Origin of the sequence: Shinella sp. HZN7 (assembly GCF_001652565.1) — a bacterium.
In the GTDB taxonomy this organism is placed as follows: Bacteria; Pseudomonadota; Alphaproteobacteria; order Rhizobiales; family Rhizobiaceae; genus Shinella; species Shinella granuli.
Genome location: NZ_CP015736.1, coordinates 829463 through 854478, shown reverse-complemented (window position 1 = coordinate 854478; position 25016 = coordinate 829463). Strand labels below are relative to the sequence as shown.

At 67.2% G+C, this 25016-nt stretch carries 27 protein-coding genes and 1 riboswitch; of the genes, 18 read left to right on the top strand and 9 right to left on the bottom strand.

Features of this window, described 5'->3' with window-relative positions:
- Positions 1-3: 3 nt before the first annotated feature.
- A complete protein-coding gene (locus shn_RS04135) occupies positions 4-399 on the top strand; it encodes a GFA family protein (RefSeq protein ID WP_064329281.1) in 396 nt (131 codons plus the stop codon).
- On the opposite strand, the gene shn_RS04130 is transcribed toward shn_RS04135, so the two are convergent.
- Positions 385-726 (bottom strand): thioesterase family protein, encoded by a 342-nt coding sequence (locus shn_RS04130; protein WP_064332423.1) that lies wholly within the window; start codon positions 724-726, stop codon positions 385-387. The genes shn_RS04135 and shn_RS04130 overlap by 15 nt on opposite strands.
- 81 nt (positions 727-807) lie before the next feature.
- Between shn_RS04130 and shn_RS04125 the strand changes: the two genes are divergently transcribed.
- The 14 genes from shn_RS04125 to shn_RS04060 all read left to right on the top strand — a co-directional run bounded on the left by shn_RS04125 (position 808) and on the right by shn_RS04060 (position 11001).
- Positions 808-1758, top strand: coding sequence for a zinc-dependent alcohol dehydrogenase family protein (locus tag shn_RS04125; protein ID WP_064329280.1), 951 nt, complete (start codon positions 808-810; stop codon positions 1756-1758).
- Positions 1759-1827: 69 nt separating this feature from the next.
- The gene (locus shn_RS04120) at positions 1828-2754 is read left to right on the top strand and encodes a histone deacetylase family protein (protein ID WP_064329279.1); all 927 of its coding nucleotides are present in this window, start codon (positions 1828-1830) and stop codon (positions 2752-2754) included.
- Between the two features lie 2 nt (positions 2755-2756).
- On the top strand, positions 2757-3008 hold the full coding sequence (locus shn_RS04115) for an exodeoxyribonuclease VII small subunit (protein ID WP_064329278.1): 252 nt from the start codon (positions 2757-2759) through the stop codon (positions 3006-3008).
- A gap of 44 nt (positions 3009-3052) precedes the next feature.
- A complete protein-coding gene (locus shn_RS04110) occupies positions 3053-3364 on the top strand; it encodes a nucleotidyltransferase family protein (RefSeq protein ID WP_064329277.1) in 312 nt (103 codons plus the stop codon).
- On the top strand, positions 3354-3716 hold the full coding sequence (locus shn_RS04105; RefSeq protein ID WP_064329276.1) for a DUF86 domain-containing protein: 363 nt from the start codon (positions 3354-3356) through the stop codon (positions 3714-3716). Before shn_RS04110 ends, shn_RS04105 begins: the two co-directional genes overlap by 11 nt.
- 97 nt (positions 3717-3813) lie before the next feature.
- Positions 3814-4737 carry a pirin family protein gene (locus tag shn_RS04100; protein ID WP_064329275.1) on the top strand — a complete coding sequence of 308 codons (924 nt, stop codon included), beginning with the start codon at positions 3814-3816 and terminating at the stop codon, positions 4735-4737.
- 146 nt (positions 4738-4883) lie between these two features.
- Positions 4884-5189, top strand: coding sequence for an ArsR/SmtB family transcription factor (locus tag shn_RS04095; protein ID WP_371328598.1), 306 nt, complete (start codon positions 4884-4886; stop codon positions 5187-5189).
- The gene (locus shn_RS04090; protein ID WP_064329273.1) at positions 5186-5584 is read left to right on the top strand and encodes an SRPBCC domain-containing protein; all 399 of its coding nucleotides are present in this window, start codon (positions 5186-5188) and stop codon (positions 5582-5584) included. The genes shn_RS04095 and shn_RS04090 overlap by 4 nt, the downstream gene beginning before the upstream one ends.
- Before the next feature lie 34 nt (positions 5585-5618).
- Positions 5619-5837: a hypothetical protein gene (locus shn_RS04085; RefSeq protein WP_064329272.1), complete on the top strand. Its 219-nt coding sequence runs from the start codon at positions 5619-5621 to the stop codon at positions 5835-5837.
- Positions 5834-6253 carry a DUF1801 domain-containing protein gene (locus shn_RS04080; protein ID WP_064329271.1) on the top strand — a complete coding sequence of 140 codons (420 nt, stop codon included), beginning with the start codon at positions 5834-5836 and terminating at the stop codon, positions 6251-6253. The genes shn_RS04085 and shn_RS04080 overlap by 4 nt, the downstream gene beginning before the upstream one ends.
- Positions 6250-6684 (top strand): DUF1801 domain-containing protein, encoded by a 435-nt coding sequence (locus tag shn_RS04075; RefSeq protein ID WP_371328587.1) that lies wholly within the window; start codon positions 6250-6252, stop codon positions 6682-6684. The genes shn_RS04080 and shn_RS04075 overlap by 4 nt, the downstream gene beginning before the upstream one ends.
- A 261-nt stretch (positions 6685-6945) precedes the next feature.
- A complete protein-coding gene (gene dxs / locus shn_RS04070; protein ID WP_168168943.1) occupies positions 6946-8865 on the top strand; it encodes a 1-deoxy-D-xylulose-5-phosphate synthase in 1920 nt (639 codons plus the stop codon).
- A 136-nt stretch (positions 8866-9001) separates the two neighbouring features.
- Positions 9002-9754 carry a TlyA family RNA methyltransferase gene (locus shn_RS04065; protein ID WP_064329268.1) on the top strand — a complete coding sequence of 251 codons (753 nt, stop codon included), beginning with the start codon at positions 9002-9004 and terminating at the stop codon, positions 9752-9754.
- Complete coding sequence (locus shn_RS04060; RefSeq protein WP_064329267.1) at positions 9751-11001, top strand: class I SAM-dependent RNA methyltransferase; 1251 nt, start codon at positions 9751-9753, stop codon at positions 10999-11001. The genes shn_RS04065 and shn_RS04060 overlap by 4 nt, the downstream gene beginning before the upstream one ends.
- Before the next feature lie 12 nt (positions 11002-11013).
- Here the strand turns inward: shn_RS04060 and shn_RS04055 are convergent, their stop codons facing one another.
- The 5 genes from shn_RS04055 to shn_RS04035 all read right to left on the bottom strand — a co-directional run bounded on the left by shn_RS04055 (position 11014) and on the right by shn_RS04035 (position 17905).
- Positions 11014-11772, bottom strand: coding sequence for an SDR family oxidoreductase (locus shn_RS04055; protein WP_064329266.1), 759 nt, complete (start codon positions 11770-11772; stop codon positions 11014-11016).
- A 146-nt stretch (positions 11773-11918) separates the two neighbouring features.
- Complete coding sequence (locus shn_RS04050; protein ID WP_064332422.1) at positions 11919-14012, bottom strand: methyl-accepting chemotaxis protein; 2094 nt, start codon at positions 14010-14012, stop codon at positions 11919-11921.
- 304 nt (positions 14013-14316) lie between these two features.
- Positions 14317-15072 carry a crotonase/enoyl-CoA hydratase family protein gene (locus tag shn_RS04045; RefSeq protein WP_064329265.1) on the bottom strand — a complete coding sequence of 252 codons (756 nt, stop codon included), beginning with the start codon at positions 15070-15072 and terminating at the stop codon, positions 14317-14319.
- 245 nt (positions 15073-15317) lie between these two features.
- A complete protein-coding gene (locus tag shn_RS04040) occupies positions 15318-17114 on the bottom strand; it encodes an acyl-CoA dehydrogenase (RefSeq protein ID WP_064329264.1) in 1797 nt (598 codons plus the stop codon).
- Between the two features lie 185 nt (positions 17115-17299).
- Complete coding sequence (locus shn_RS04035; RefSeq protein ID WP_371328597.1) at positions 17300-17905, bottom strand: BA14K family protein; 606 nt, start codon at positions 17903-17905, stop codon at positions 17300-17302.
- 203 nt (positions 17906-18108) lie between these two features.
- Between shn_RS04035 and shn_RS04030 the strand changes: the two genes are divergently transcribed.
- A complete protein-coding gene (locus shn_RS04030; protein WP_084437747.1) occupies positions 18109-19203 on the top strand; it encodes a glycoside hydrolase family 25 protein in 1095 nt (364 codons plus the stop codon).
- A 10-nt stretch (positions 19204-19213) separates the two neighbouring features.
- Here shn_RS04030 and shn_RS04025 read toward each other — a convergent pair whose 3' ends face one another.
- A complete protein-coding gene (locus tag shn_RS04025) occupies positions 19214-20317 on the bottom strand; it encodes a hybrid-cluster NAD(P)-dependent oxidoreductase (RefSeq protein WP_064329262.1) in 1104 nt (367 codons plus the stop codon).
- 1 nt (position 20318) lies between these two features.
- Positions 20319-21563 carry an aromatic ring-hydroxylating dioxygenase subunit alpha gene (locus shn_RS04020; RefSeq protein WP_064329261.1) on the bottom strand — a complete coding sequence of 415 codons (1245 nt, stop codon included), beginning with the start codon at positions 21561-21563 and terminating at the stop codon, positions 20319-20321.
- Positions 21564-21666: 103 nt separating this feature from the next.
- Positions 21667-21865, bottom strand: a riboswitch (cobalamin riboswitch).
- A 298-nt stretch (positions 21866-22163) separates the two neighbouring features.
- Here shn_RS04020 and shn_RS04015 point away from each other — a divergent pair.
- Positions 22164-22769, top strand: coding sequence for a DUF6656 family protein (locus shn_RS04015; protein WP_245337361.1), 606 nt, complete (start codon positions 22164-22166; stop codon positions 22767-22769).
- Between the two features lie 16 nt (positions 22770-22785).
- Here shn_RS04015 and shn_RS04010 read toward each other — a convergent pair whose 3' ends face one another.
- Positions 22786-23853, bottom strand: coding sequence for a diguanylate cyclase domain-containing protein (locus shn_RS04010; protein ID WP_084437745.1), 1068 nt, complete (start codon positions 23851-23853; stop codon positions 22786-22788).
- 148 nt (positions 23854-24001) lie between these two features.
- On the opposite strand from shn_RS04010, the gene shn_RS04005 reads away from it, so the two are divergent.
- On the top strand, positions 24002-24976 hold the full coding sequence (locus shn_RS04005) for an L-threonylcarbamoyladenylate synthase (RefSeq protein ID WP_064329259.1): 975 nt from the start codon (positions 24002-24004) through the stop codon (positions 24974-24976).
- Positions 24977-25016 lie beyond the last annotated feature (40 nt).

Genomic DNA, 25016 nt, shown 5'->3' with positions numbered 1-25016 from the left:
ACCATGGGCGAGAAGATCCATGCCGGCGGCTGCCTGTGCGGCGCCATCCGTTTCGAGGCGCGGGGCGTGGCGGAAAGGCCACATACCTGCTCCTGCCGCTTCTGCCAGCGGCATACGGGCGCGCCGACCGCCGCCTGGGTGGAGTTTCCCGCCGAGCGCCTCGCCTGGACCGGCAGCGGCGGCAGGCCCGCCACCTGGCGCTCCTCCGCCTATTCCAGCCGTGCCTTCTGCCCGGCCTGCGGCAGCTCCATCGGCGCGATCGACGACGAACCGGTCGTGGCGCTGCTGATCGGCGGCTTCGACGATCCGGCCGATCCGGCGCTGGCGCCGCAATACCATTCCTTCGAGGATTGCCGGCCGGGCTGGCTGCGGGTCGGGACGGCGTCAGGCGAGGAATGACTTCAGCCAGTCGCGCACCGGCTGCGGCACGTTGACGGGCTGGCGGCTTGCGGGATCGACGGCGACCCAGACGATCTCCAGGTCGGCGACCGGCGCGCCTTCTGCGGAAATCGCGACCGCGAAGCTCAGCGAGGTCGCGCCGATGCGCGTGACGGACACTTTCAGGCGGGCGAGATCGTCGAGCTTCAGGCCGCGATGGAAGGTGCAGCCGGACTTGCGCACGAAATAGACCGGATCATCAGCGCCGTGCGGCCGGTGCCGCCAGAGCCCGGCGACGGCCGCCTCGGCATGGGCGTAGTAGGCGGCATTGTGCATGTGGCCGTGCATGTCTATATCGCGGAAGGGTATCCGGACCTCGCTGACCGTGATGTCTGCCGCCTGTTCCACGTCCTGTCCCGGGGTTAAGCCATGTTCCGTGCCGTTGTTAGAGCGTTCGGCGATCCCCGGCAAGTGATCCGCCTGGAAGAAGCCGAGCGCACCGCGCCCGGCCCCGGCGAAGTGCAAATCCGCATCCGCCGCGCGGCGATCAACCCCTCCGACCTCATCCCCGTCACCGGTGCCTATCGCAGCCGCACGGTGCTGCCCTTCGTGCCCGGCTTCGAGGGCGTCGGGGAGATCTCTGCCCTCGGCGAGGGCGTCAGCGGGCTTTCCCTCGGCCAGCGCGTGCTGCCGATCGGCGCGAGCGGGCTGTGGCAGCCCTTTCTTCTCCGCCCGGCCGACTGGTGCTTTGCCGTGCCGGACGACCTTTCCGACGAGGCCGCCGCCATGGCCTATGTGAACCCGCTGACGGCCTTCCGGCTGGTCGAGGCCGCCAGGACGCATTTCGGCGAGGCAGGGAGCCAGCGCGTCGGCGTCACGGCCGCGGCCTCCGCCATCGGGGGCATGCTGCTGGCGCTGCTGGCCGAGGCCGGCTTCCAGCCCGTCGCCCTCGTGCGCAGCGCGGCGAGCGCGGCGCGGCTGGCGGAGACATTTGCCGGCGAGGTCGTTCCCCACGCCGCCCCGCCGCTCGACGCGGTGCTCGACGCGGTCGGCGGGGAGCCCGGCAATGCGCTGTTCCGGCAGATCCGCGACGGCGGTGCCTTCATCCAGTATGGCGCGCTGAGCGGAGCGCAGCTCGATGCCGCGCTGGTGGCGAGCCGGCGCGAGACGGTGGCCTTCTCCTTCCTCTGGCTGCGCAACTGGGTGCATTCGGCGCCGCGCGCGGCGATCGAGGCGGCCTTCCAGCGCAGCTTTGCCGGCATCCGCGCCGGCGTCCTCGGCTCGGCCGTCGACGGCGTCTTTCCCCTTTCCGACCTTCCCGCCGCGCTCGCCCGCCAGGACGATCCGGCGCGCGCGGGAAAACTGCTTCTCGCCCCCTGACGGTTGAAAAGCCGTGGACACGGCCCATTTCCCGTGGACCTCGTGAACCGCAATGGGTAGCTTCCGGCCATGACGACGTTTCTCTTCGAGAACCCGATCTTCCTCGAGCACCATACGCCGGAGGGCCACCCGGAGCGGTCGGACCGCATCCGGGCGATCAACCTCGCGCTGGAGCACGAGCGCTTTTCGCCGCTCGTTCGCGAGAAGGCGCCGCAGGCGAACGAGGACGTCGTGCTGCTCGCCCATCCCGAGCGCCACCTCACCGCCGTCATGTCCGCCATGCCGGAGGAGGACATCAACCAGGTCGAGGCCGATACCTATGCGAGCCCCGCGACGCTGCAGGCGGCGCTGACCGGCATCGGCGGCGCCATCGCCGCGGTCGACGCCGTCTTCACCGGCAAGGCGGACAATGCCTTCGTCGCCGCCCGCCCGCCCGGCCACCATGCCGAGCGCGACAGGGCGATGGGCTTCTGCTTCTTCAACAATGCCGCCATCGCCGCCCGCCATGCGCAGAAGGCGCACGGCGCCGAGCGCGTCGCCATCGTCGACTGGGACGTGCACCACGGCAACGGCACGCAGGACATCTTCTACGACGACCCCTCGGTGCTGTTCTGCTCGACGCACCAGATGCCGCTCTATCCCGGCAGCGGCGCGAAGGACGAGACGGGCGCCGGCAACATCGTCAATGCGCCACTCTCGATGAACGACGGCAGCGACCATTTCCGCGACGCCTTCCGGTCGCGCGTCCTGCCGCGCGTCGCCGATTTCCGGCCGGACCTGATCATCATCTCCGCCGGCTTCGACGCCCATCACCGCGACCCCCTGGCGCAGATCAATCTCGTCGCCGACGATTTCGACTGGGCGACCGCCAAGCTGATGGAGCTTTCCGAAAAATCGGCGAACAACCGGGTGGTCAGCCTGCTGGAAGGCGGCTACGACCTGCAAGGCCTCGCCGAATCCGCCGCCACCCATATCTTTCGCCTGATGAGAGGCTGACCATGACCAACGCCGCCGCCCCTGACGTCTCCGCCCTCTCCTTCGAACAGGCCGTGGAGGAGTTGGAGAAGATCGTCGCCGCCCTTGAACGCGGCGACGTGCCGCTCGACCGCTCCATCGAGATCTACGAGCGCGGCGAGGCGCTGAAGAAGCATTGCGAGACGCTGCTCTCGGCCGCCGAGAACCGCATCGAGAAGATCCGCCTCGACCGCGCCGGCAAGCCGCAGGGCACGGAGCCGCTCGACGGGACGTAAGCCCCCAACTCGACGGCCTTCTCGCGTCGTGGTAGAATTTTCCCATGACCAGGGACGAGATCATCGCGAAGCTTCTGGAACACCGCGCCGAACTTGAGGCGGCGGGGGCGGAGCATATTTCGCTGTTCGGCTCGGTGGCGCGGCGCGAAAACGGCCCCGAGTCGGACCTTGATATCCTCGTTACCCTGTCGGAACCCGTGGTGCAGTCCGGATTCGGCTACTACAGTGCGCTTGAAACCCTGACGGAAAAGATCTCTGCGATCACGGGCTTCGAGAATGTGGACGTCGTTGCGGAACCGTTGCGACGCGCGGCGGTACGGGCGAGCATTGAAAAGGACCGCGCCCTTGCCTTCTAAGAGACCGCTCGTCCGCCTCCGGGACATTGTCGAAAACATCGAGAGCATCCAGGACTATACGCGCGATCTCGATCTCGCCGGCTTCCTGAAGTCGAAAATCACCATCGATGCGGTGGAACGCTGTCTGTCGCGCATCTCGGAAGCCGCGGTCAAGATCGGCCCCGTTGCGGAAGAACTCTTGCCCGGGCATGACTGGCACGGCATTCGTGGCATCGGCAATCGCCTGCGGCACGAATACGATATCATCACCGATTCCGCGAACTGGGCGATCGTGACCAGGCGCCTGCCTGAGCTTCACGACGCGGTAACGGCCTTTCTCGCCCGGTATCCCGAAGATCAGGAATATTTTTAGGCGCCGGTTTCTGACCACACCGTCAACGCCCGCTGCCCTATCCACGCCCCTTCCCGCCCGCTAGCATGCAGGCACGAAGCAACGACAGGAGGGCGCGATGAGTTTCTTTCCCGGAAAGGACCCGGAGGCCGGCGATGCGGCGGCGTGCGATGCGCTGGAGCATCTGATCATTCCGCGCACGAGCGATATCGGCGGGCTGGAGGTGCGGCGGGCGTTGCCGACGGCCAAGCGCCGGCTCGTCGGGCCGTTCATCTTCTTCGACCGCATGGGGCCGGCGCTGCTGCGCGCCGGCGAGGCCATCGACGTCAAGCCGCATCCGCATATCGGGCTGTCCACCGTCACCTATCTCTTCGACGGCGAGATCAAGCACCGCGACAGCCTCGGCACCGAGATGGTCATCGAACCCGGCGACGTGAACCTGATGACGGCGGGGCGCGGCATCGTGCATTCGGAGCGCTCGCCGGAGAACCTGCGCGGCCGGCCGCAGTCGATTTCCGGCCTGCAGACCTGGCTGGCGCTGCCCGACAGCCACGAGGAGATGGCGCCCGTCTTCGCCCACACGACCAAGGCGGAGCTTCCGGCCTTCTCGGCGGACGGCATCACCGGGCGCACGATCATCGGCTCCTACGAGGGCTACACCTCGCCGGTCGGCGTGCCGACGCAGACGCTCTACACCGACCTGACGCTGGCGCCCGGCGCTTCCGCGCCGCTTGCGGCGGACTGGGAGGAACGGGCGGTCTACGTGCTGTCGGGCACGCTCGACGTTGCCGGCGACGTCTTTGCGCCCGACCAGTTGCTCGTCTTCCGCCCCGGCGATGCGATCACGCTGAAGGCCGGGCCGGAGGGCTGTCACATCATGCTGTTCGGCGGCGCGCCGCTCGGCTCCAAGCGCCATATCTGGTGGAACTTCGTCTCCTCCTCGAAGGAGCGCATCGAACAGGCCAAGGAGGAGTGGCGCAGCGGCCGCTTCGATATCGTGCCCGGCGACGAAGAGGAATTCGTGCCGCTGCCGGCCGGCTGATATATAGACGGATAAGCATATATTGCACGCAAGCGGATCCGGCCCTTTTTGGGCTATTTTTGCCTATCTTGACTTATTCATAGTCAACCGGCTATAGGATATCCATAGCTATCGAGGTATGGATCAACGTGGCCGAAGCACACGACATGCTCTTCCGCACGCTTGCGGACCCCACCCGCCGGGCGCTTTTCGAGCGGCTGTGCCGCGAGGGGGAGAAGACGGTGGGGGCGCTGACGGCGCAGGCCGGCGTCTCCCAGCCGGTCGTCTCCAAGCATCTCGCCCTGCTCAAGCAGGCGGGCCTGGTGCGCGACCGGCACGAGGGCCGGCAGACGCATTACAGCGCGCAACTCGATGCTCTCGCCCCGCTCGTCGACTGGACGAGCCAGATGGCCGGCTTCTGGCAGAGCCGGTTCGATCGCCTGGAAGACCTCCTGAAGAGAATGGATCAATGACAGAAACCCTTTCCGTCGTCCTGGAACGGCAAATCCCCCATCCGCCGGAAAAGATCTGGCGCGCACTGACCCAGCCCCATCTGATCGCCGAATGGCTGATGGAGACGGATTTCGCGGCCAGTGTCGGCCATCGCTTCGATTTCCGGGCGGAATGGGGCTCGGTGAACTGCGAGGTGCTGGAGGTCGAGCCGCACCGCAGCCTTTCCTACACATGGGGCGATTCGCGCCTGAAGAGCATCGTCACCTGGACGCTGACGCCCGTCGGCGCGGGCACGACCCTGCGCATGGAACAGACCGGTTTCAAGCCGGACCAGCCGCGCTACTTCCAGGGCGCGCAGGCCGGCTGGCCGCAGTTCCTCGACAATCTCGACCGCGTCCTGGACAATCTGGACTGAACGGCGGGCTCGCTTGTCGCTTGAGGAGGCAACAATGAACTGGAACATGCGGATCCGGCAGATACACCGCTGGCTCTCGATCGTCTTCACCGTCGCGGTGCTGATCAACATCGCGGCCATGACGCAAGGGACCCCGGCCCTGTGGATCGGCCTTCTTGCGCTCTTCCCGCTCATCCTGCTGCTCGCAAGCGGGCTCTATCTCTTCGCCCTGCCCTACCTGGCGCGGCGGCGAAGCCCGGAGGGCCTGCGATGACCAAGGCACCGGAGGAACCAAAACTCCTTTCGGGCGGCAATCCGCAGATCGCCAAGGGGTATGGTGACGGACCGGTCCAGGCCTATATCGCGGCCATGCCGGGCTGGAAGAGCGGTGTCGGCCGCAAGCTCGACGCGCTGATCGTCGAGACGGTGCCTGACGTCCACAAGGCGGTGAAGTGGAACTCGCCGTTCTACGGCATCGAGGGCGACGGCTGGTTTCTCAGCTACCACTGCTTTGCGAAATACATCAAGCTGACCTTCTTCCGCGGCACGTCGCTCGATCCCGTGCCGCCGGTCGCCTCGAAAACCCCGGAGACGCGCTATTTCCACATCCATGAGGGCGACGACCTCGACAAGACGCCGCTTGCCGACTGGATCCGGCAGGCGAGCCGGCTTCCGGGCGAGCGCATGTGACGAAGGACACGAGAACGATGGACAAGGCGGAAAGCGAAACGGCCACCCCTTCCGCGCGGATCGACGCGCGCATTGCCGAACTTGCCGACTGGCGGGGCGAGACGCTCGCCCGGCTGCGCGCGCTCGTGAAGGCGGCCGATCCCGATATCGTCGAGGAATGGAAATGGCGCGGCGTGCCGGTCTGGGAGCATGACGGCATCGTCTGCACCGGGGAGACCTACAAGGCCGTCGTGAAGCTGACCTTCGCCAGGGGCGCTTCCCTGGAGGATCCGGCGGGCCTCTTCAATTCCAGCCTGGACGGCAACACCCGCCGCGCCATCGATTTCCGCGAGGGCGACGTCATCCGCGAGGACGCCTTCAAGGCGCTGATCCGCGCCGCGGTGGCGCTGAATGGAACCGCGCGCGCCAAGTCGCGTTCGAAGAAGGCATAGCCGCACCGGCATCCGGGAATCACGACAACGGGCGTGCGGAGGGCCTCCGTGTCCGCAAAATGCCCCAATTGCCCGGAAGAACGCGGGAATGCGTCGGATTGCGCGGTATCAATCCGGCGAAATACGCTCTAGACTTGCTGAAACGGTTGAAATCGCACGCCGCATTCTGCATGTGACAGGTGAGCGCGGCATGAGACCGCATGTCCGGGCCGGGTTCCGCAACGGAGCCAGGGCATGCGGGCGAGAACACGAGGCATGAGAGTGACACAAGCACCCGCCACACCCCTGCTCGACAAGGTCCGCATTCCCGCCGACCTGAAGGCCGTGGACGATCGCGACCTGCCGCAACTGGCCAGCGAACTGCGCGCCGAGATGGTCGATGCCGTCTCGCGCACCGGCGGGCATCTGGGCGCGGGCCTCGGCGTGGTGGAACTGACCATCGCCATCCACAAGGTCTTCGACACGCCCAAGGACCGGCTGATCTTCGACGTCGGCCACCAGTGCTATCCGCACAAGATCCTGACCGGCCGGCGCGAGCGCATCCGCACGCTGCGTCAGGAGGACGGCCTGTCCGGCTTCACCCGCCGGGCGGAAAGCGAATACGACCCCTTCGGCGCCGCCCATTCCTCGACCTCGATCTCCGCCGGCCTCGGCATGGCGGTGGCGGCCGATCTTTCCGGCGAGCACCGCAACGTCATCGCCGTCATCGGCGACGGCGCCATGTCGGCCGGCATGGCCTATGAGGCGCTGAACAATGCCGGCGCGCTCGATGCGCGCCTCATCGTCATCCTCAACGACAACGACATGTCGATCGCCCCGCCGACCGGCGCGATGAGCGCCTATCTTGCGCGCCTCGCCTCCGGCCGCACCTATATGGGCTTCCGCGAACTCGGCAAGAAACTGACGGCCTATCTCGGCAAGACGGTCGACCGGGCGATCACCCGCGCCGTCGAGCACGCGCGCGGCTACGTCACCGGCGGCACGCTGTTCGAGGAGCTCGGCTTCTACCATATCGGCCCGATCGACGGCCATTCCTTCGAGCATCTCCTGCCCGTGCTGCGCAATGTGCGCGACAATTCCAGAGGGCCGGTGCTCATCCACGTCGTCACCCAGAAGGGCAAGGGCTATCCGCCGGCCGAGGCCGCCGCCGACAAGTATCACGGCGTCAACACCTTCGACGTCATCACCGGCGCGCAGGCCAAGGCCAAGCCGAATGCGCCCGCCTACACCTCCGTCTTCGCCGAGGCGCTGGTACAGGAGGCGGGCTTCGACGAGAAGATCCTCGCCATCACCGCCGCCATGCCCTCCGGCACCGGGCTCGACAAGTTCGCCAAGGCCTATCCGGCCCGCACCTTCGATGTCGGCATCGCCGAGCAGCACGCCGTGACCTTCGCCGCCGGCCTTGCTTCCGAAGGCTACAAGCCGTTCTGCGCGCTCTATTCCACCTTCCTGCAGCGCGGCTACGACCAGGTCGTGCACGACGTCGCCATCCAGGGCCTGCCGGTGCGTTTCCCGATCGACCGCGCCGGTTTCGTCGGCGCCGACGGGCCGACCCATGCCGGCTCCTTCGATACGACCTACCTCGCCACCCTGCCCGGCTTCGTGGTGATGGCCGCCGCCGACGAGGCGGAGCTGAAGCACATGGTGCGCACGGCCGCCGCCTATGACGACGGCCCGATCTCCTTCCGCTATCCGCGCGGCGAGGGCGTCGGCGTCGACATGCCGGCACGCGGGGAGATCCTTGAGATCGGCAAGGGCCGCGTCGTCAAGCAGGGCTCCAAGGTGGCCCTCCTCTCCTTCGGCACGCGGCTCGCCGACTGTCTGCTGGCCGCAGAAGACCTCGATGCCGCCGGCCTTTCCACGACGGTCGCCGATGCGCGCTTCGCCAAGCCGCTCGACCACGACCTCATCCGCCAGCTCGCCCGCCACCACGAGGTGCTGATCACCATCGAGGAAGGCGCCATCGGCGGTTTCGGCAGCCATGTGCTGCAGTTCCTGGCGCTCGAGGGCCTGCTCGACCATGGCCTGAAGGTGCGCCCGATGGTGCTGCCGGACATCTGGATGGAACAGGCCAAGCCCGAGGCGATGTATGCCAAGGCCGGCCTCGACCGCGCGGGCATCGTCTCCACCGTGTTCCAGGCGCTCGGCCAGAAGGCCGTCGGGGTGGGCGTCGCCGGCTGAGCAGAAGCGATGGGCGGGGCGTCGCAGGGCCTTTCCGCCCTCGCCGGCCTCGGCTCGCTGCGGAATTTCCCGGGCCGCATCGTCCGGCTTTGCGCATGGGGCTTGCCACCTGCGGCGCGAGGCGTCATGAGAGGCGATGTCCCAACCTAGAGAAACCATCCGCCTCGACCAGCTTCTGCTGAATGCCGGCCTCGTCGCCAGCCGCTCGCGGGCGCGCGATGCCATCACGCGCGGCACCGTGCGCGTCGACGGCCGCGTCGTCACCAAGCCGAGTTCGAGCTTTTCCCCCTCCGCCGTCATCGAGATCGACGACCCCGCCCAGGCCTATGTCTCGCGCGCGGCGCTGAAGCTAAAGGCCGCGCTGGACGCCTTCCGGCTCGATCCCGTGGGCCTCGACTGTCTCGATATCGGCGCTTCCACCGGCGGCTTCACCGAAATCCTGCTGGAGCGCGGCGCCAGCCATGTCGTCGCGGTCGATGTGGGCCATGACCAGCTTCACCCGCGGCTCCTGGCGGATGCGCGCGTCACCAGCCACGAGGGCCTGAACGCCCGCGTGCTCGATGCGGACCATCTCGACGGCCGCGCCATCGGCGCCGTCGTCTCCGACGTCTCCTTCATCTCGCTGAAGCTGGCGCTGCCGCCGGCGCTCACGCTCGCCGAGCCCGGCGCCTTCTGCGTCCTGCTCGTCAAGCCGCAGTTCGAGGCGGGGCGCGAGGCGATCAGCAAGGCGGGGCTGCTGAAGGACCCGGACAGCGCGCCCGCCGTTGCGGCCGAGCTGGAACGCTGGCTCGTCGAGGACATGGGCTGGCACAGCCTCGGCCTCATCCCCTCGCCCATCACCGGCGGCGACGGCAATCACGAATTTCTTCTGGGAGGCCGAAAGCCATGACGACGGAAACGCTCACCATCGCGCGGCTCGGCAGCGGCGGCGACGGCATCGCGGAGGCGGCGGGCGGCCCGGTCTACGTGCCCTTCACGCTGCCCGGCGAGACGGTCGCCGTCGCGCGGGTGAAGAACCACGGCGCTGTCATGTCCATGTCGGTCGCCTCGCCCGAACGGGTGGAGCCGCCCTGCGTGCATTTCGGCCCGGACGGCAGGAACGGCACCTGCGGCGGCTGCACGCTGCAGCACGCTTCCGATGCGCTCTATCACGACTTCAAGCGCGGCCTCGTCGTCAACGCGCTGAAGGCCAAGGGCCTTGCGCCCGAGGTCGCCCCGCTCGTCATCGCCCGGCCGGGCGAACGCCGCCGCGTCGTCTTCACCGTGCGCCGGACGGAAAAGGAGATGCTGCTCGGCTTCAACCAGGCCGGCAGCCACCACATCGTCTCCATCGAGCACTGTCCGATCTCGAGCGACGGCATCGTCTCCATGCTGGCGGCGATCCGCCGGGTGGCCGCCGCCATCGCCACCTCGGCCGAGCCCTTCCGCGTCACCGTGCTCGAAACGCTCTCCGGCCTCGACCTCGCCTTCGAGGGCGTGAAGAAGGTGGGCGACAAGGAGCGGCGCGCCGTCACCGAATGCATCCTGTCGCTGCGCGGCATCGCCCGCGTTTCGAGCGACGGGGAAGTCCTCATCGAGCCGCAAAAGCCGGTGATCGATTTTTCCGGCGTGCGCGTCTTCCCGCCCGCCGGCGGCTTCACCCAGGCGACGAAGCCGGCCGAGGACGCCATGGCGGACCTGGTTCTGGCGGCGCTGGGCAAGGCCAGGCGCGTCGCCGATCTCTTCGCCGGCTCCGGCACCTTCGCGCTGCGCATCGCGCGGCAGGCCAAGGTGCATGCGGTGGAGGGCGAGGAAAAGGCGCTGAAGGCGCTCGACCAGGCGGCGCGCAACACGCAAGGCCTGAAGCCGGTGACGGTGGAGCGGCGCGACCTCTTCCGCCGCCCGCTGATGGCCTCCGAGCTGAAGGTGTTCGATGCCGTGGTCTTCGACCCGCCGCGCGCCGGCGCGGAGGACCAGTGCCGGGAACTCGCCCGCTCCGGCGTCAAGACCATCGTCGCCGTCTCGTGCAATCCCGTGAGCCTTGCCCGCGACCTCGCCATCCTCACCGCCGCCGGCTACCGCATCCGCCTCGTGACGCCGATCGACCAGTTCCTCTGGTCGGCGCATGTGGAAGCGGTGGCGGTGCTGGAGAAGTAGGCGCCGGGATCCTCAGCCTCCCTGTGCGGGAAACACCCCGCCATCGTCCGCATCCAGCACGATGGAGAGCGTGATGTGGCGCGGCCGGGTGACGGCGAACAGCACGGCGTCGACCACATCCCGGTTGGTGCCGCGGGTCCCCTTGGCCCGCTCGGCCGCCTCCGCCCATTCGGGCTCGCCCGGCTGCACGTCATCGAGATAGGGCGGGTGCACGACGATGGAGCGCAGCGGCGTTCCCGCCAGCATCTGGCGCAACCCGTCGGCAAGCGCCGCCTGGGCGCGCTTGGCCGCGTAGAAGGGGACGGAGACGGTCTGGAGCGGCGCATTCGGCAGGCCGCTGACCGAGCCGATGGTGACGATGTCCGGATGGGCGGAGCGCCGGAGCAGCGGCAGAAGGCCCTGGGTGAAGAGGAAAGTGCCGGTGACGGCGGAGTTGATGACAGTCAGCACCTCCTCCGCGCTGTGCGGCGTGTCGCGCGCCTCCAGCCACATCGCACCATTGTTCACCAGCAGATCGACATGGTTATGCGACCGGGTAATGGCATCGACCGCCCGGCGCACGCTTTCGCTGTCGGCGAGATCGACGGCGACAGAGGCGGGGCGGCGTCCCGTCGTGCTGGCGATGCGGTCCGCCAGGGTTTCCAGTGCCGCCGGGTTGCGGCCACACAGAACAAGGTTGCATCCCGCCTGCGCGAGGGACAGGGCAAGCGCTGCCCCCAGCCCGCGGCCGGCACCGGTGATGACGGCCGTACGTCCCTGTAACTCGATCATTTTCACGCCTCTTCTGCCTGTACTGCGATGGGGTCGCCTATAGATGGAGAGGCTTCGGCCGCGTCACAAGCGGCCGGCATCGGACGAGACCTAGAAAACGGAAGGGCCCGGGATCGCTCCCGGGCCCTCCAGGGAAGGCGTATCCCTCACGCGGCGCGGCGCGGAGCGGTGGCGGCATAGCTTGCAGCGCTCGAACCGAGCTTGAACTGGGCGAGCAGCGCGTTGAGAGCGCCGGCCTCGCTGGCAAGGCCGTGGCTGGCGGCGGTCTGTTCCTCCACCATGGCGGCATTCTGCTGCGTGCCCTGGTCCATCGTGTTGACGGCGGTGTTGATCTCCTGCAGGCCGGTCGACTGTTCGCGCGCGGCCAGGACGATGGCGTTCACATGGCCGTTGATCTCCTGCACCTCGCGCACGATGGCCTCCAGCGCGGCGCCCGTCTCGTCGACGAGCGAGACGCCGGAGCGGACTTGCTCTCCGGATGCGGTGATCAGCGCCTTGATCTCTTTCGCGGCATTGGCCGAGCGCTGGGCGAGCTCGCGCACTTCCTGGGCGACGACGGCAAAACCCTTGCCGGCCTCGCCCGCGCGGGCCGCTTCCACGCCGGCATTGAGCGCGAGAAGGTTGGTCTGGAAGGCGATGTCGTCGATGACGCCGATGATGTTGGAGATCTCGTGCGAGGACTTCTCGATGCCCTGCATGGCCGAGACGGCGCGGCGCACCACCTCGCCGGATTTTTCAGCGCCCTCCCGGGTGCGCGAGACGAGCGAACCGACCTCCTCGGCGCGGCGGGTGGAGTCCTTCACGGTGGTGGTGATCTCCTCCAGCGCGGCGGCGGTTTCCTCGACGGAAGCCGCCTGCTGCTCCGTGCGGCGGGCGAGATCGTCGGCGGCCGAGCGGATCTCGGTGGCGCCGGCATCGATGGCGCGGGCGTTCTGGCCGACCGTCGTCATCGCCGTGTGCAGCCTGGTGAGGGAGTGGTTGAAGTCGGTGCGCAGGCGATCGAGATGGCCGGCGAAGGGTTCCTCGATGCGATGGGCGAGATCGCCGTCGGCAAGGCGGCCGAGGCCGTCCGCCAGCGCCTCGACGGCGTGCTGGATCTCGCCGGCTTCGCGCGCCTTGACGGCCTCGCGCTCGCGGCGCTCGCTTTCGGAGAGCACGCGGCCTTCTTCGGCGGCGTTTTCCAGGCGGGTGCGCTCGATGGCATTGTCGCGGAAGACGGCGACGGCGGCGGCCATCTGGCCGATCTCGTCGGTGCGGTCCTCGCCGGGAATGGCCGCGGTGACATCGCCCGAGGCGAGCTTGTCCATGGCGAAGGTCATGTCCTTGACCGGGCGCACGACGAGGCGGGAGAGCACGGTGGCGAGGAAGCCCATCATGACGACGACGGCGAGGATGGTGGCGATCGTCGCGGCGATGCGGAACTGGTCGATCGCCGCATAGGCCATGCCGCTGTCGATGGTGAAGCCGAGATACCATTCGACCGACGGCAGGCCGGTGACCGGCACGAAGGAGACCAGCACCGGCTTGCCGGCATAGGTCGTATGGGCGATGCCGCCGCCGATGGCCGGCGTTGCCGCCGGGAAGGCATCGGCGAGCGTCTTGGTGACGAGCGCCTTGTCCTGATGCACGAGGATCTGGCCGTTCTTGCTGACGAGGAAGGCGAAGCCCGTGCCGCCGAGATCGACCGAATTGACCATGTCGACGAGCGACTTCAGCGAGAAATCGCTGCCGGCGACGCCGAGCAGCTTGCCGTCATGCTTGACGGGCGTCGCGGCGCTGATGATCAGGTCGTTGGTGGAGGCGTCGATATAGGGCTCGGTCAGGACGCTGGCATTGGCCTTGACGGCATCCTGATACCACGGGCGCTGGCGCGGGTCGTAGCCCTCGGGCATCTGCGACTTCGGCCACATGGTGAAGAGGCCCGTCTCGTCGCCGACATAGGTGGTCATGAACTGGCTGACGAGCACGTCGTTCTGTAGCACGGCCTCGATGCCGGCGGCGTCGACGACCTTGCCGGCGGCATTGCCGGCCATTTCGGTCAGCGAGACGCGGGCGTTCAGCCAGTTGGCGATGCTCTGGGCGGCCTGCTTGCCGGAACTATCGATGCTTTCCTCGACGGATTTCGTCAAGACGCTGCGCTGCAGGCTGTCGATATAGAGGGAGAAGCCGGTGAAGGCGGCGACGACGACGAGGGACGCGACGACGAGGATGCGCGTCATCAGATTGGAGCGCTTGGCCATGGAGAGGGTGTTCCTTCGGGCGCCGGCGCCGAAACCGGCGGGGACGCGATGCTGAACGACATGCCGGAAGGCGGAAATCGGGCGCATCATGCGGCCGCCGGCCGGAAAGCCGGAGAATGCCGCACGATAGGAAAACGTGTTTAAGGCACTGTTAAAATTGATAGACCATAAATCGGGTGCACCCGGTGCCTGCGAAGCAGGCGCCGGCAGGGCATCCGGACGGAAGGCGCCGGAAAGCGTGCCGATCCGTCCGCCTGCCTGTCTGTTGCCGGAAAGACCGGCTCGCCCTTTTGCGGGAATTGCTCTAGCGGCGGGCCATGAAGGCCTCGAAGGCGGCGCGCGCTTCCGGGCTCTTCAACTGCGCCGCGAAATGTCCGGCCTCCTCGTCGATGCGCCTTGCCACTTCCGCGCCGTCTCCCCGGATGAGGGTGCGGGCGATGGCGAGCGCCTTCGGCGGCTTGGCGGCGAGGCGCGCGGCGGCGGCGAGCGTCTCGCGCTCCACCGCGGCGGGCTCGACCACGGCGTAGACGAGGCCCGCATCCCGCGCGGCGGTGGCGGAAAAGCCCTCGCCGGCGGCGAGCAGCGCGAAGGCGCGCTGGTGGCCCATCAGGCGGGGCGCGAGAAGGCTGGAGGCCGCCTCCGGCACCAGCGCCAGATCGACGAAGGGCGTGCGGAACTCGGTGCGGATCGAGGCATAGGTGAGATCGCAGTGCAGATGGATCGTCGTGCCGATGCCGATCGCCAGGCCATCGACGCCGGAAACCAGCGGCTTGCCGTGCGCGGCGAGCGCATGGAGGAAGTCGATCACCTCGCGGCCCATCGTGCCGCCCATGGCGAAGGCGAGGAAATCGTTCAGGTCGTTGCCGGCGGAAAAGCAGCCCTCGCTGCCGAGGAAGACGGTGGCGCGCATCGTCTCGTCCGCATCACCCGCCGTCAGCGCGTCCGTCATCGCCTGGTACATGGCGCGGGTGATGGCGTTCTTCTTGTCGGGGCGGTTGAGGCGGATCACCTGGACGCCGGGGGCCGTTTCCGGGCGCTCGATCAGGATGGGGTCGGTCATGGGTATCGGTTTCCTTCATCGGATGGCAGTCACTCGGGTGCCGGATCCCCCCTCTGCCCTGCCGGGCATCTCCCCCTCAAGGGGGAGATTGGTCGGGGCCGCCGTTCCGCCCATCTCCGGCGTTGCCGGTTGAGCGAGGTTTCGCCTCCTGCTGATCTCCCCCTTTGAGGGGGAGATGCCCGGCAGGGCAGAGAGGGGTGTCGCGGCAGCTACAGTCTCTCACTTCGCTGGCAGCCCAAGCATTCCTATTCCAGCACCAAACGCGCGGCTTCCAGGCTTCCCGCACCGGAAACCACCCGGTCCCGCAGCGCCGCCGTCTCACTGAGGATATTCTCCGCGGCGAAGCGGCACAGCGCGGCGCGTTCGCCGTTGCGGCCGTCGCCAACGTCGGCGAGCGCGCCCTTGGCGAGATAGGCGCCGGTCAAGACCAGGCCGAAGAGGCGCTGGTAGGGTGTGGCACCGGCGAGCGCTTCGGCCTGTTTCCCTTCCGCCAGCGTGGCGAGCAGCCATTCGCTCGCCGCTTCGAGATCGGAAATGGCGGCCTCGAGGCGGGCGGCGGTCTCGCCGAGGGCTGGCGCATTCGCCTGCCCGGCCTTGGCCGCGATCTCCCGCAGTTCGGCGATGAAGCCGCGCAGATGGTCGCCGTTCGAGAGCGGCAGCTTGCGCGTGACGAGGTCGATGGCCTGGATGCCGTTGGTGCCCTCGTAGATCGGCGCGATGCGGGCGTCGCGGTAGAGGCGGGCCGCGCCCGTCTCCTCGATGTAACCCATGCCGCCATGCACCTGCACGCCAAGCGAGGCGACGTCGACGCCGGCATCGGTGGCGAAGCTCTTGGCGATGGGGGTGAGCAGGCTCGCCCGCTCGGCCCAGTGCTTCGCCTCCACGCCGTGGCTCATGTCGACGGCGTGGGCGCAGGTATAGGTGATGGCGCGGGCGCCCTGGGTGAGCACCTTCATGGTCAGAAGCATGCGGGCGACGTCGGGATGCTCGATGATCGGGCTCATGCCCGAACCTTGGCCCCCATCCTTGCCGGCTCCCTGCCAGCCGGGCGCCTTGCCCTGCGTGCGCTCCTTCGCATAGGCGATCGCCTTCTGCGTCGCCGATTCCGCGATCGCCACGCCCTGCATGCCGACGGCAAGGCGGGCGTTGTTCATCATGGTGAACATGCAGGCAAGGCCCCGGTTCTCCTCGCCGACCAGCCAGCCGATGGCGCCCGGTTCGTCACCGAAGCGGCCGTCGCCGTAGATCATCGTGCAGGTGGGCGAGCCGTGGATGCCCAGCTTGTGCTCGATAGAATGGCAATGGGCGTCGTTGCGGGCTCCAAGCGAACCATCGTCATTGACGAGGAACTTCGGCACGAGGAAGAGCGAGATGCCGCGCGTGCCGGCGGGCGCATCCGGCAGGCGGGCGAGCACCAGATGCACGATGTTGTCCGTGAAATCGTGCTCGCCATAGGTGATGAAGATCTTCTGGCCGAAGAGGCGGTAGGTGCCGTCGCCGCGCCGCTCGGCGCGGGTCTTCATCACGCCGAGGTCCGAGCCGGCATGGGGCTCGGTGAGGTTCATCGAGCCCATCCATTCGCCTGACACCATCTTCGGCAGATAGGTGGATTTCAGGTGATCCGAGCCGTGCGCCGCCAGCGCCTCGATGGCGCCGATCGTCAGCGTCGGGCCGATCGCAAACGCCATGGAGCCGCTGTTCCACATTTCGAGGGCGGCGACATGCAGCATGTGCGGCAGGCCCTGCCCGCCGAAATCGGGCGAGGCCGTCAGCGAGTTCCAGCCGCCCTCCGCCCAGGCCTTGTAGAGCGCCGGCCAGCCGTTGGGCATCTTCACCGCGCCATCGACAAGGCGGGCGCCCTGCCTGTCGCCGATCTCGGCGAGCGGGGCCACCTCCTCGGTGGCGAAACGGCCGGCTTCGGTGAGGATGGCATCGACGAGGTCGTCCGAAAGGTCGCCGAGATGGCCGCCGTCCAGCGCGGGCGCAAGGCCCGCCACATGCTTCAGCGTGAACGCAATCTCCTCGACCGGCGCCTTGTACATCTCTATCCTCCTCCCGACCGCCCTGCCCGCTGTGGCGGGGCGACTTGCTGGCGGACAGATTATTTATTTTTACGTAAACGTCAACGAAGATCGATACCCGAAACGGAAACGGGCCGGCCGGTCAAAGACCGGTCAGCCCGTTCCAGGTGCCGGGGGGACCATCCGGCACGGAGAGGTTCGCCCTGTCAGCTATAGGGCGAGATGCACTGGCGACGCGGGCCGTTATAGGGCTGGAACGTGTTGTCGTAAGCCCTGTACGAACGGTAGCGGTTTGCACACCAGTTCACATGCGCGCTGCCGCCACCCACATAGGTCCGGTCGTTGGCGATCGCACCACCGATGATGGTGCCGACGCCGAAGGCGGCGAGCGGGAACCAGAAACCGTCATGGTAGCGATAGCCCGGGCGCTGGTAGCGATAGCCGCGATGGCCGCGATACCAGCCGTAACGGTCGCCGCGGTCACGCCAGCCGACATCCCGGTCGCGATTGCGGCGGTTGTCGCGCCAGCCGCTGTCGCGATTCCCGAAATTCTCGATGCGACGGTTGCGCTCGCGCGTGCTCATGCGATTGTAATTGCGCCGGACGTCGCGCGAATTGCCATCGAATCGGAAATTGCGCTTCAGCCAGAACGGGCGCTCGCCATCACGCACAAGCTGCACATCGTTGCCGCCGGCCGCGGTCGTCTGGACCTTGGGAACCGCAAGCGGCATGGCGCCGGCGGGCACGACCGGCGTGGCGGCGAAGAGCGCCGACATGGTCACAGCCAGGCATTTGTTGAGAAACGTCATGATACTTCTCCCTAACGGTGCCTTTCGATCGTTGCTCGAACGGCAATTTGAACGCGAAACGCACCAAAGTCCCTTTCGTTCCATATGCGGTCTTGCGGTGGGCGATTCAATGCTCGGCGCGCGGTTTTGTGCGCGTTAGCCGTCCGTTAACCATGTTTGGCTCACCATGGTCGCTTGCGCAGGCGCGAAATCGACCAGGAGCCTCCATGAACCCGAAGCATCTTTCCGGCCTCGCCGCCCTTCTCTTGCTGGCGGCCCTGCCCTTTCCCGCCACCGCGGCCAGCGTGGAGCCGTGGAAGAAGCCGGAAAACGCCATCGTCATCGATGCCTATGAACTGAACGAGATCGACTGGTCGGAAATGCTCTCCGACACGCGCATCGCCGGCTTCATCTCCAAGGCCTCCGACGGCCTGCCGGAAAGCTTCAGTTGCAAGGGCGAGCATGGCGGCGACACGGTGGCGCATTGCAAGACCATGTGGCGCAAATATGCGGTGAGCCGCGAGCTCTACCAGACGCGCCGGCTGCTTGCCCGCTCGAAGGGGCTGCTGTGGGGCGCCTATCACCTCGCCCGGCCGGGCAATCCGGTCGACCAGGCCAATCATTTCCTCGACTATGCCAATCCGCAGGACGACGAGATGATGGTGCTGGACATCGAAGGCATCGATCCCGACGCCTACATGTCACTGGAGGATGCCCAGGTCTTCGCCGGCCATATCAGGACGCGCACGGGCCGCTACCCGGTGCTCTACACCAACCATTCGACCGCCCGGCACATCGCGCTCAACCGCGACAAGTACCGCATCCTCTCGCGCCTGCCGCTCTGGTACGCCCGCTACAAGCCCGGCATCGAGGGCGCCTTCCCGATGGGCAACTGGGACAATTACGCGCTCTGGCAATTCTCCGCCGGCGTCAACTGCTCGAAGCGGCGCTGCCCCTACCGGGTGAAGGGCGCGCTGACCGATATCGACGTCAACGTGGCACCGATGACGAAGGCGGCGCTCGGCAAGGCCTGGGCCTTCGGCGAACTCCTGCCGGAAAAGCCCTTCGAGCCCGTCGACGAGATGCTCACCGCCTCCATCCCGGCGGGCGGCGCCTTCAAGGCCACGGTGACGGCCGAAGCCGAAGCCGGCACCGGGGCGCAGACGGTCGGCGCCGTCACGCTCGCCTCGGGTGCGGTGGCCTCGTTCCCCGTCGCCGTGACGGCGGAGGTCCGCGCCGGCATCATGGCGAAGGGCACCGCGACCACCACGCTCGGCCGCCGCCTGGTCGAGGTCACGCCGCTGAACTACCAGGATTTCTGAGGTCCCGTTCCTACGCCTCGATCTGCACATCCCCGATGGGCCGCGAGCAGCAGGCGAGGATGTAGCCCTCCTCGATCTCGTCATCGAGGATGCCGCCATTGTGGCGCATGTCCACCTCGCCCGAAACCTTCATGACCCGGCAGGTGCCGCAAAGGCCACCCTCGCAGGCCGCGCCGATGCGCACGCCCGCAGCGCGCGCCGTCTGCAGGATCGTCTGGCCGGGCGGGCATTGGGCGTCCTTGCCGGCCATGGTGAAGGTCACGGTAGAAACGGCGTTGGCATCGATCTCCTGCTCGCCGGCGCCCGCGCGGATGGCGATCGCCTCCGGGGCGGGCGCGGCGGCCGGCTGGAAGCTCTCCTCGTGGTAGCGGTCCATGTTGAAGCCGCAGACTTTCAGCATGTCGCGCACGCCGCGCATGAAGGGCTCCGGGCCGCAGCAGAAGACGGTGCGGTCGCGGAAATCGGGCGCGAGCAGCGAGAGGCGCGCTGCATCGATCCGGCCACGCAGGCCATGCCAGCCGTCGCGCGGATTGTGCCCCTCGACGACGAAGCCGAGCGCAAGGTTCGGCATCTGGGCGGCGAGGCATTCCAGCTCCGCCTTGAACAAGAGGTCCTCGGGCTTGCGGGCACAGGTGATGAAGGCGACGTCGGACTGCGGCGCGCAATCCGACATCCAGCGCGTCATGGACATCATCGGCGTGACGCCGGAACCCGCCGAGATGAAGAGGTACTTTTCGGCGGGATAGCGCACGAGGGAGAAGTCGCCGAGCGGGCCGAAGGCCTTCAGGCGCATGCCGGGGCGCAGGGTGTCGAACATCCAGCGCGTGCCGATCGAGCCCTTCTGCGCCTTCACCGTCACGGAAACGGAGAAGGGCCGCGAGGGCGTCGAGGAGAGCGTATAGGTCCGCATGACGGGTTCGTCTTCCGACACCGGCAGCTCCAGCGTGACGAACTGGCCCGGCAGGTAGCGGAACCAGTTGTCGCGATCGGAGCGGAAGGTGAAGGTCATCACATCCGATGTCTCCACCGTGGCGGCGATGCATTCCAGCATGTGCTGGCGGTCGTTCCACGGATGAAGCTCGTCAAAGTGGCGGAAATGGCTGGCGATCGTCATGTCAGGCCACCCGCGAGAGCGGCTTTTTGGCGCCGTCGAGCCGGTCGATCATGAAATTCGCATACCATTCGACGAACTGCATGACGCCGCCCTCGTCCTCCGGCGAATAGGGGCCGGGCTGGTAGGCCGGGGAGCGGATGCCGAAGGCGTTTTCCTCGACGATGCGGCGGTCCTGGTCGTTGGTCTCGGTCCAGACATGGGTAAGCTCGTCGAGACGGTAATCGACGCCCTCGACGGCATCCTTGTTGACGAGCCACTTGGTCGTGACCTGCGTCAGCTCGGGGCCGAGCGGTAGCACGCGGAAGGTTATGGCGTGGTCGGCGAGCACGTGGTTCCACGTCGTCGGGTAGTGGAACAGCAGGAGCGTGCCGATATGGCTTTCCAGGACATCGTTGGAGAGCGGTCGCTGGACGGCGCGGGCACCGGACATGGTGTAGCTTTCGGCCTCCTGGATGAGCGGCATGCGCGCGGCGCGGAACTGGCCGGTCGGCGACATGCGGAATTCGCTCGGCAGGCCCGCCGCCTCGCATTTTTCCCAGTGCGCGGCGATGACGGGATCGTCCTTGGCACCCTGCACGCCGGTGGCGCTCGGGGCTTCCGGATAGGTGCGGCAGAGTTCGGGATGGTTGGCGGCGCAATGGTAGCACTCGCGGTTGTTCTCCCAGACGAGCTTCCAGTTGCCCTTCTCGACGATCGTGCTTTCGAAGGCGACCTTCGTCTCGCCGAGACGGTGACGGGCGAGATAGGGCTCGACCAGCGCGCGGAAGGCGGAGAAATCCGGCGCCTCGTCGGCGAGGCAGATGAAGATATAGCCGCCGACGGTTTCGCAGTGCACGCGCTTCAGGCCGTGCTGGCTCTTGTCGAAATCCTCGGCCATGTGACGGGCGAAGAGCAGCGAGCCATCCAGTTCGTAGGTCCACTGGTGATAGGGACAGACGAGCTTTGCGGAGGATCCCCGGTGCTGCGTGCAGACGCGCGAGCCGCGGTGGCGGCAGGAATTGTGCAGGGCGCGCACGGTGCCCGTGCGGTCGCGGGTGATGACGACGGGGTAGTCGCCGACCTGCACGGTGAAATAGTTGCCGGCCTTCGGGATCTCGCAGTCATGGCCGATGAACAGCCAGTCGCGATACCAGATCGTCTCCAGGTCCAGCTTGTAATGGTCGGGGTCGATGTAGAAGGCCTGCTCGAGGCTGTGGCCCTCGCGCCGGTTCTTGAGCTTGCGGAGCACGTCGCTGCTGATGTCCATGCCGGATCCTCGATATCAAATTGGGGATGAGGCGCACGGAAGGAGACGGCATCCGGGCGCGGGGGCGCACGGACTGCACGCTTCCCGGCCGCCCGCCGCAGCCAGTCACGATCACACCCAAGGCTGGTTTCCGGGCTCAGGAGCGTCCTTCCGGACCATCGCGGCGCCTTCCCGGACCTTTCCGTCCAGTGGCGTCTCGCCGCGCTTTTCTCCTCCACCGTTGCGGGGGCAGCGCCGGATTTCAACCGGCTTCCCAATTCTCCGCTCTTCGTCAGAACGGCACCTCGAGTGTTCTTATCTAAGCGCAAGATTCAGCAAACGACATGTCAGATAGCGACATGCCATTCCGATTTGACGACAGGAGACAAACGATGCCCGGCGAGATGTTCACGGTTGTTACTGCATATATTTCAATCAATTATGCCAAAATAACAGGCACCAAAGCCACGCCAGGGGCAACCTGGCGGGCGCGCCGACACAATTGTCATATTGCGACCCATCCGAAACATGCGGAAAAAGAGGGAGCGGCCCGGCAAGGAATGTTTAACGCCGTTTCCATAAACTTCACCGCATCGGGGCGTGAGGATGGAGTGCCGGCGCGTGCAGCAAACCAAGTTCCGTTATTACGACGCGGTCGCCTACAAGCGCGCGAACCAGCCGAAACCGGCCGTCCATACCGAGTTCCTGCGCACCGGCCGCATCGACCGGAACACAAGCTGGAGCCCGAGCGAGAAGCGATATCTCAGCTACCATGAGGTGGCCGAGCGCACCGGCCGCAAGCTGGAGAATGCCGGCATTGTCACGCATGACCGCATCAACGGCTTCCATCAGTCGATCCGCTTTCCCAAGCTGATCTTCCACCGTACGCTCGCCCGGACGCCGCATCTCGGTTATTGCCACATCACCGTCGCCAATTCCCGCTTCGCGGAATTCGAGAACGTGCAATGGGCCTTCTACATGGCCAATTTCTTCGCCGAGATCGGCGAGGAGGAACAGTTCTTCGCCGATATCTCGAAGAAGGCGGGGCGCATGTATTTCGCCGTCGCCATCACGCCGGCCGAGGAGGAAGGCCGGCTGCAGATCGACCGCAAGGTGCGCGGCAACGGCGTGCTCTTCCGCACCGACGATCCGAAGCTCGCCATGAAGAACGTGCTCATGCTCGGCGCACGCGACGAGGCGCTGCGCAAGATCATCCGCGCGCTTTAGGCTCCCTCCCCCTCCATCAGGCGGGCCGGTAGATCAGCCATTCCTTGCCGGCAGGCACCTCGTCGCCGCGGCCGTAGACGACGATCTGGTCGCCGCCCGCGCTGCGTGCCTCCGCCAGCGCGCGCTCGCAGGCCGAGGAAAGGTCGAGCGCGCTGTCGGCGCTCTCCGTCATGCACACGCCCGCCGAAAGCGTCAGGTGGCCGAGATTGCGGCCGGTGCGCGGATCGCGCAGCGCCACCGTCTGGAAGGCGGCGCGCAGGAGGTCGATCAGCCGTGTCACCTCGCCCGCATCGGCGGTGTGGAACACGAAGCCGAAGCGCAGGCCGTCGAAGCGCACGGCAAGCTCGCCGGCCGGGAAGGCCTGGCGGATGAGGCCACCATAGAAGGTGACGAGATGGTCCGATAGGGCCTCGATCTGGCCGGGGGAGAAGCGGCGCTCGGCATCCACCTCGGCAATGGCAACGCCGCAGAGCATCGGCAGGGAGGGATTGGCATAGACGCGGGCGAGCGCCTTGTTGAAGGCGCGGCGGTTGCCGAGCTTGGTCGGCGGATCGACGAACTTCATCGCCTCGAACTCCGCCATCTCCTTCTGGATGCCGTCCATGACGGCCGATTGCGCGGCAACCTTCTCCGCCATTTCCGCCGTGTGGGTGACGCGCAGTTCCGTTGCGCGCTGCAGCGCCTCCAGCGAGGAGCCGAGCGCGCCCTCCCCGAGGCTGCCGGCATCGCGGATGACCTGCGAGGCCTCGCCGATCAGGCGGCCGTAATCCGACAGCGAGCTGCGCTCCTGGCTGAGCAGGTCCATGAAATTGGCCATCTCGTTGCTGATGGCGCCGGCCGAGCGCTGCAGCACGCCTGCCTCGTGGTGGTGCGGCAGGTATTTGCGGCCGAGTTCGTCGAGCGCGGCTTGCGTCTTGTATTTGCCGAGCGCGATGAAGTCGCGCACCAGATCGGGATTGCAGCCGGCATAGGCCTCGTAGACCAGCTCGTAATTGCGCGGCAGCCCGTCTATGCCCATCTGCTTCATGGCCGTTGCGACGCGCAAGGCGATGTCGGTCGTCGAGGATTTCTTGTGCGCCATCATTGCGAACCTGCTGCTGGATCTTTCAACCTTCCATAGCAGCCACCGCTTTCGGCCGATCTAATCCGGTCGCTCGCATTTTAGGCAATCGGCGACCCTTGGCTTTTGCCGGAAAAGCCCTGTAAAGGAAGCCCCGACAAGGAAGGGCGACATGGCGGACATCGTGGATACGCGGACGGATGCGGAGGCGGCGCTCGCAAGGGCCTGCGAGGCGCTGGGCCGGGGCGTGCCGGTCGCCATTCCCACCGAGACGGTCTACGGCCTTGCCGCCGACGCCACCAACCCGCTGGCCATCACCCGCATCTACGAGATGAAGGGCCGGCCGCGCTTCAATCCGCTGATCTGCCACATGGCGGACCTTGCCATGGCGGAGGAGCACGCGGTCTTCGATCCGCTGTCGCGCATGATCGCCGAGGCCTTCTGGCCGGGGCCGCTGACGCTCGTGCTGCCGATCCGGCCGGAAAGCGCCATCCACCCGCTTGCCCGCGCCGGGCTCGACACGATCGGCATCCGCGTGCCCAAGGGCTTTGCCAGCCGGCTGCTGTCGGCCTTCGGCCAGCCGCTCGCCGCACCCAGCGCCAACACGTCCGGCCGCATCAGCCCGACCACCGCCCGGCACGTCGCCGAGGATTTCGGCGCGAAGCTGGAGCTGGTGCTGGATGCGGGGCCGGCCGTCGTGGGGCTCGAATCCACCATCATCAAGGTCGAGTGCGAGACGATCCGGCTGCTCAGGCCGGGCGGGCTGGATGCCGCCGAGGTCGAGCGCGTCACCGGCCGGCCGGTCCTTCGCAACGAAAAGGCAGGCGCCGCGATCGAGGCGCCGGGCATGCTCGCCTCGCATTACGCGCCCGATGCGCCGGTGCGGCTTGATGCGCGCGACGTGGCGCCCGGCGAGGTGCTGATCCGCTTCGGCGGCACGGCGCTGCCCGGCGAGGCCGATGCGGCGCTGGTGCTGGACCTCAGCCCCAGCGGCGACCTCGCGGAGGCGGCCGCCAATCTCTTCGGCTACATGAAACAGGCGGATGCGACCGGCGCCCGCTCCATCGCCTTCGCACCGATCCCCTCCCGCGGCCTCGGCGAGGCGATCAACGACCGCCTGCAGCGCGCCGCCGCGCCGCGCGGCTAGGCGCGCCGAAACGAAGTGGGTTCTTCCGTCCCGGAGAGCG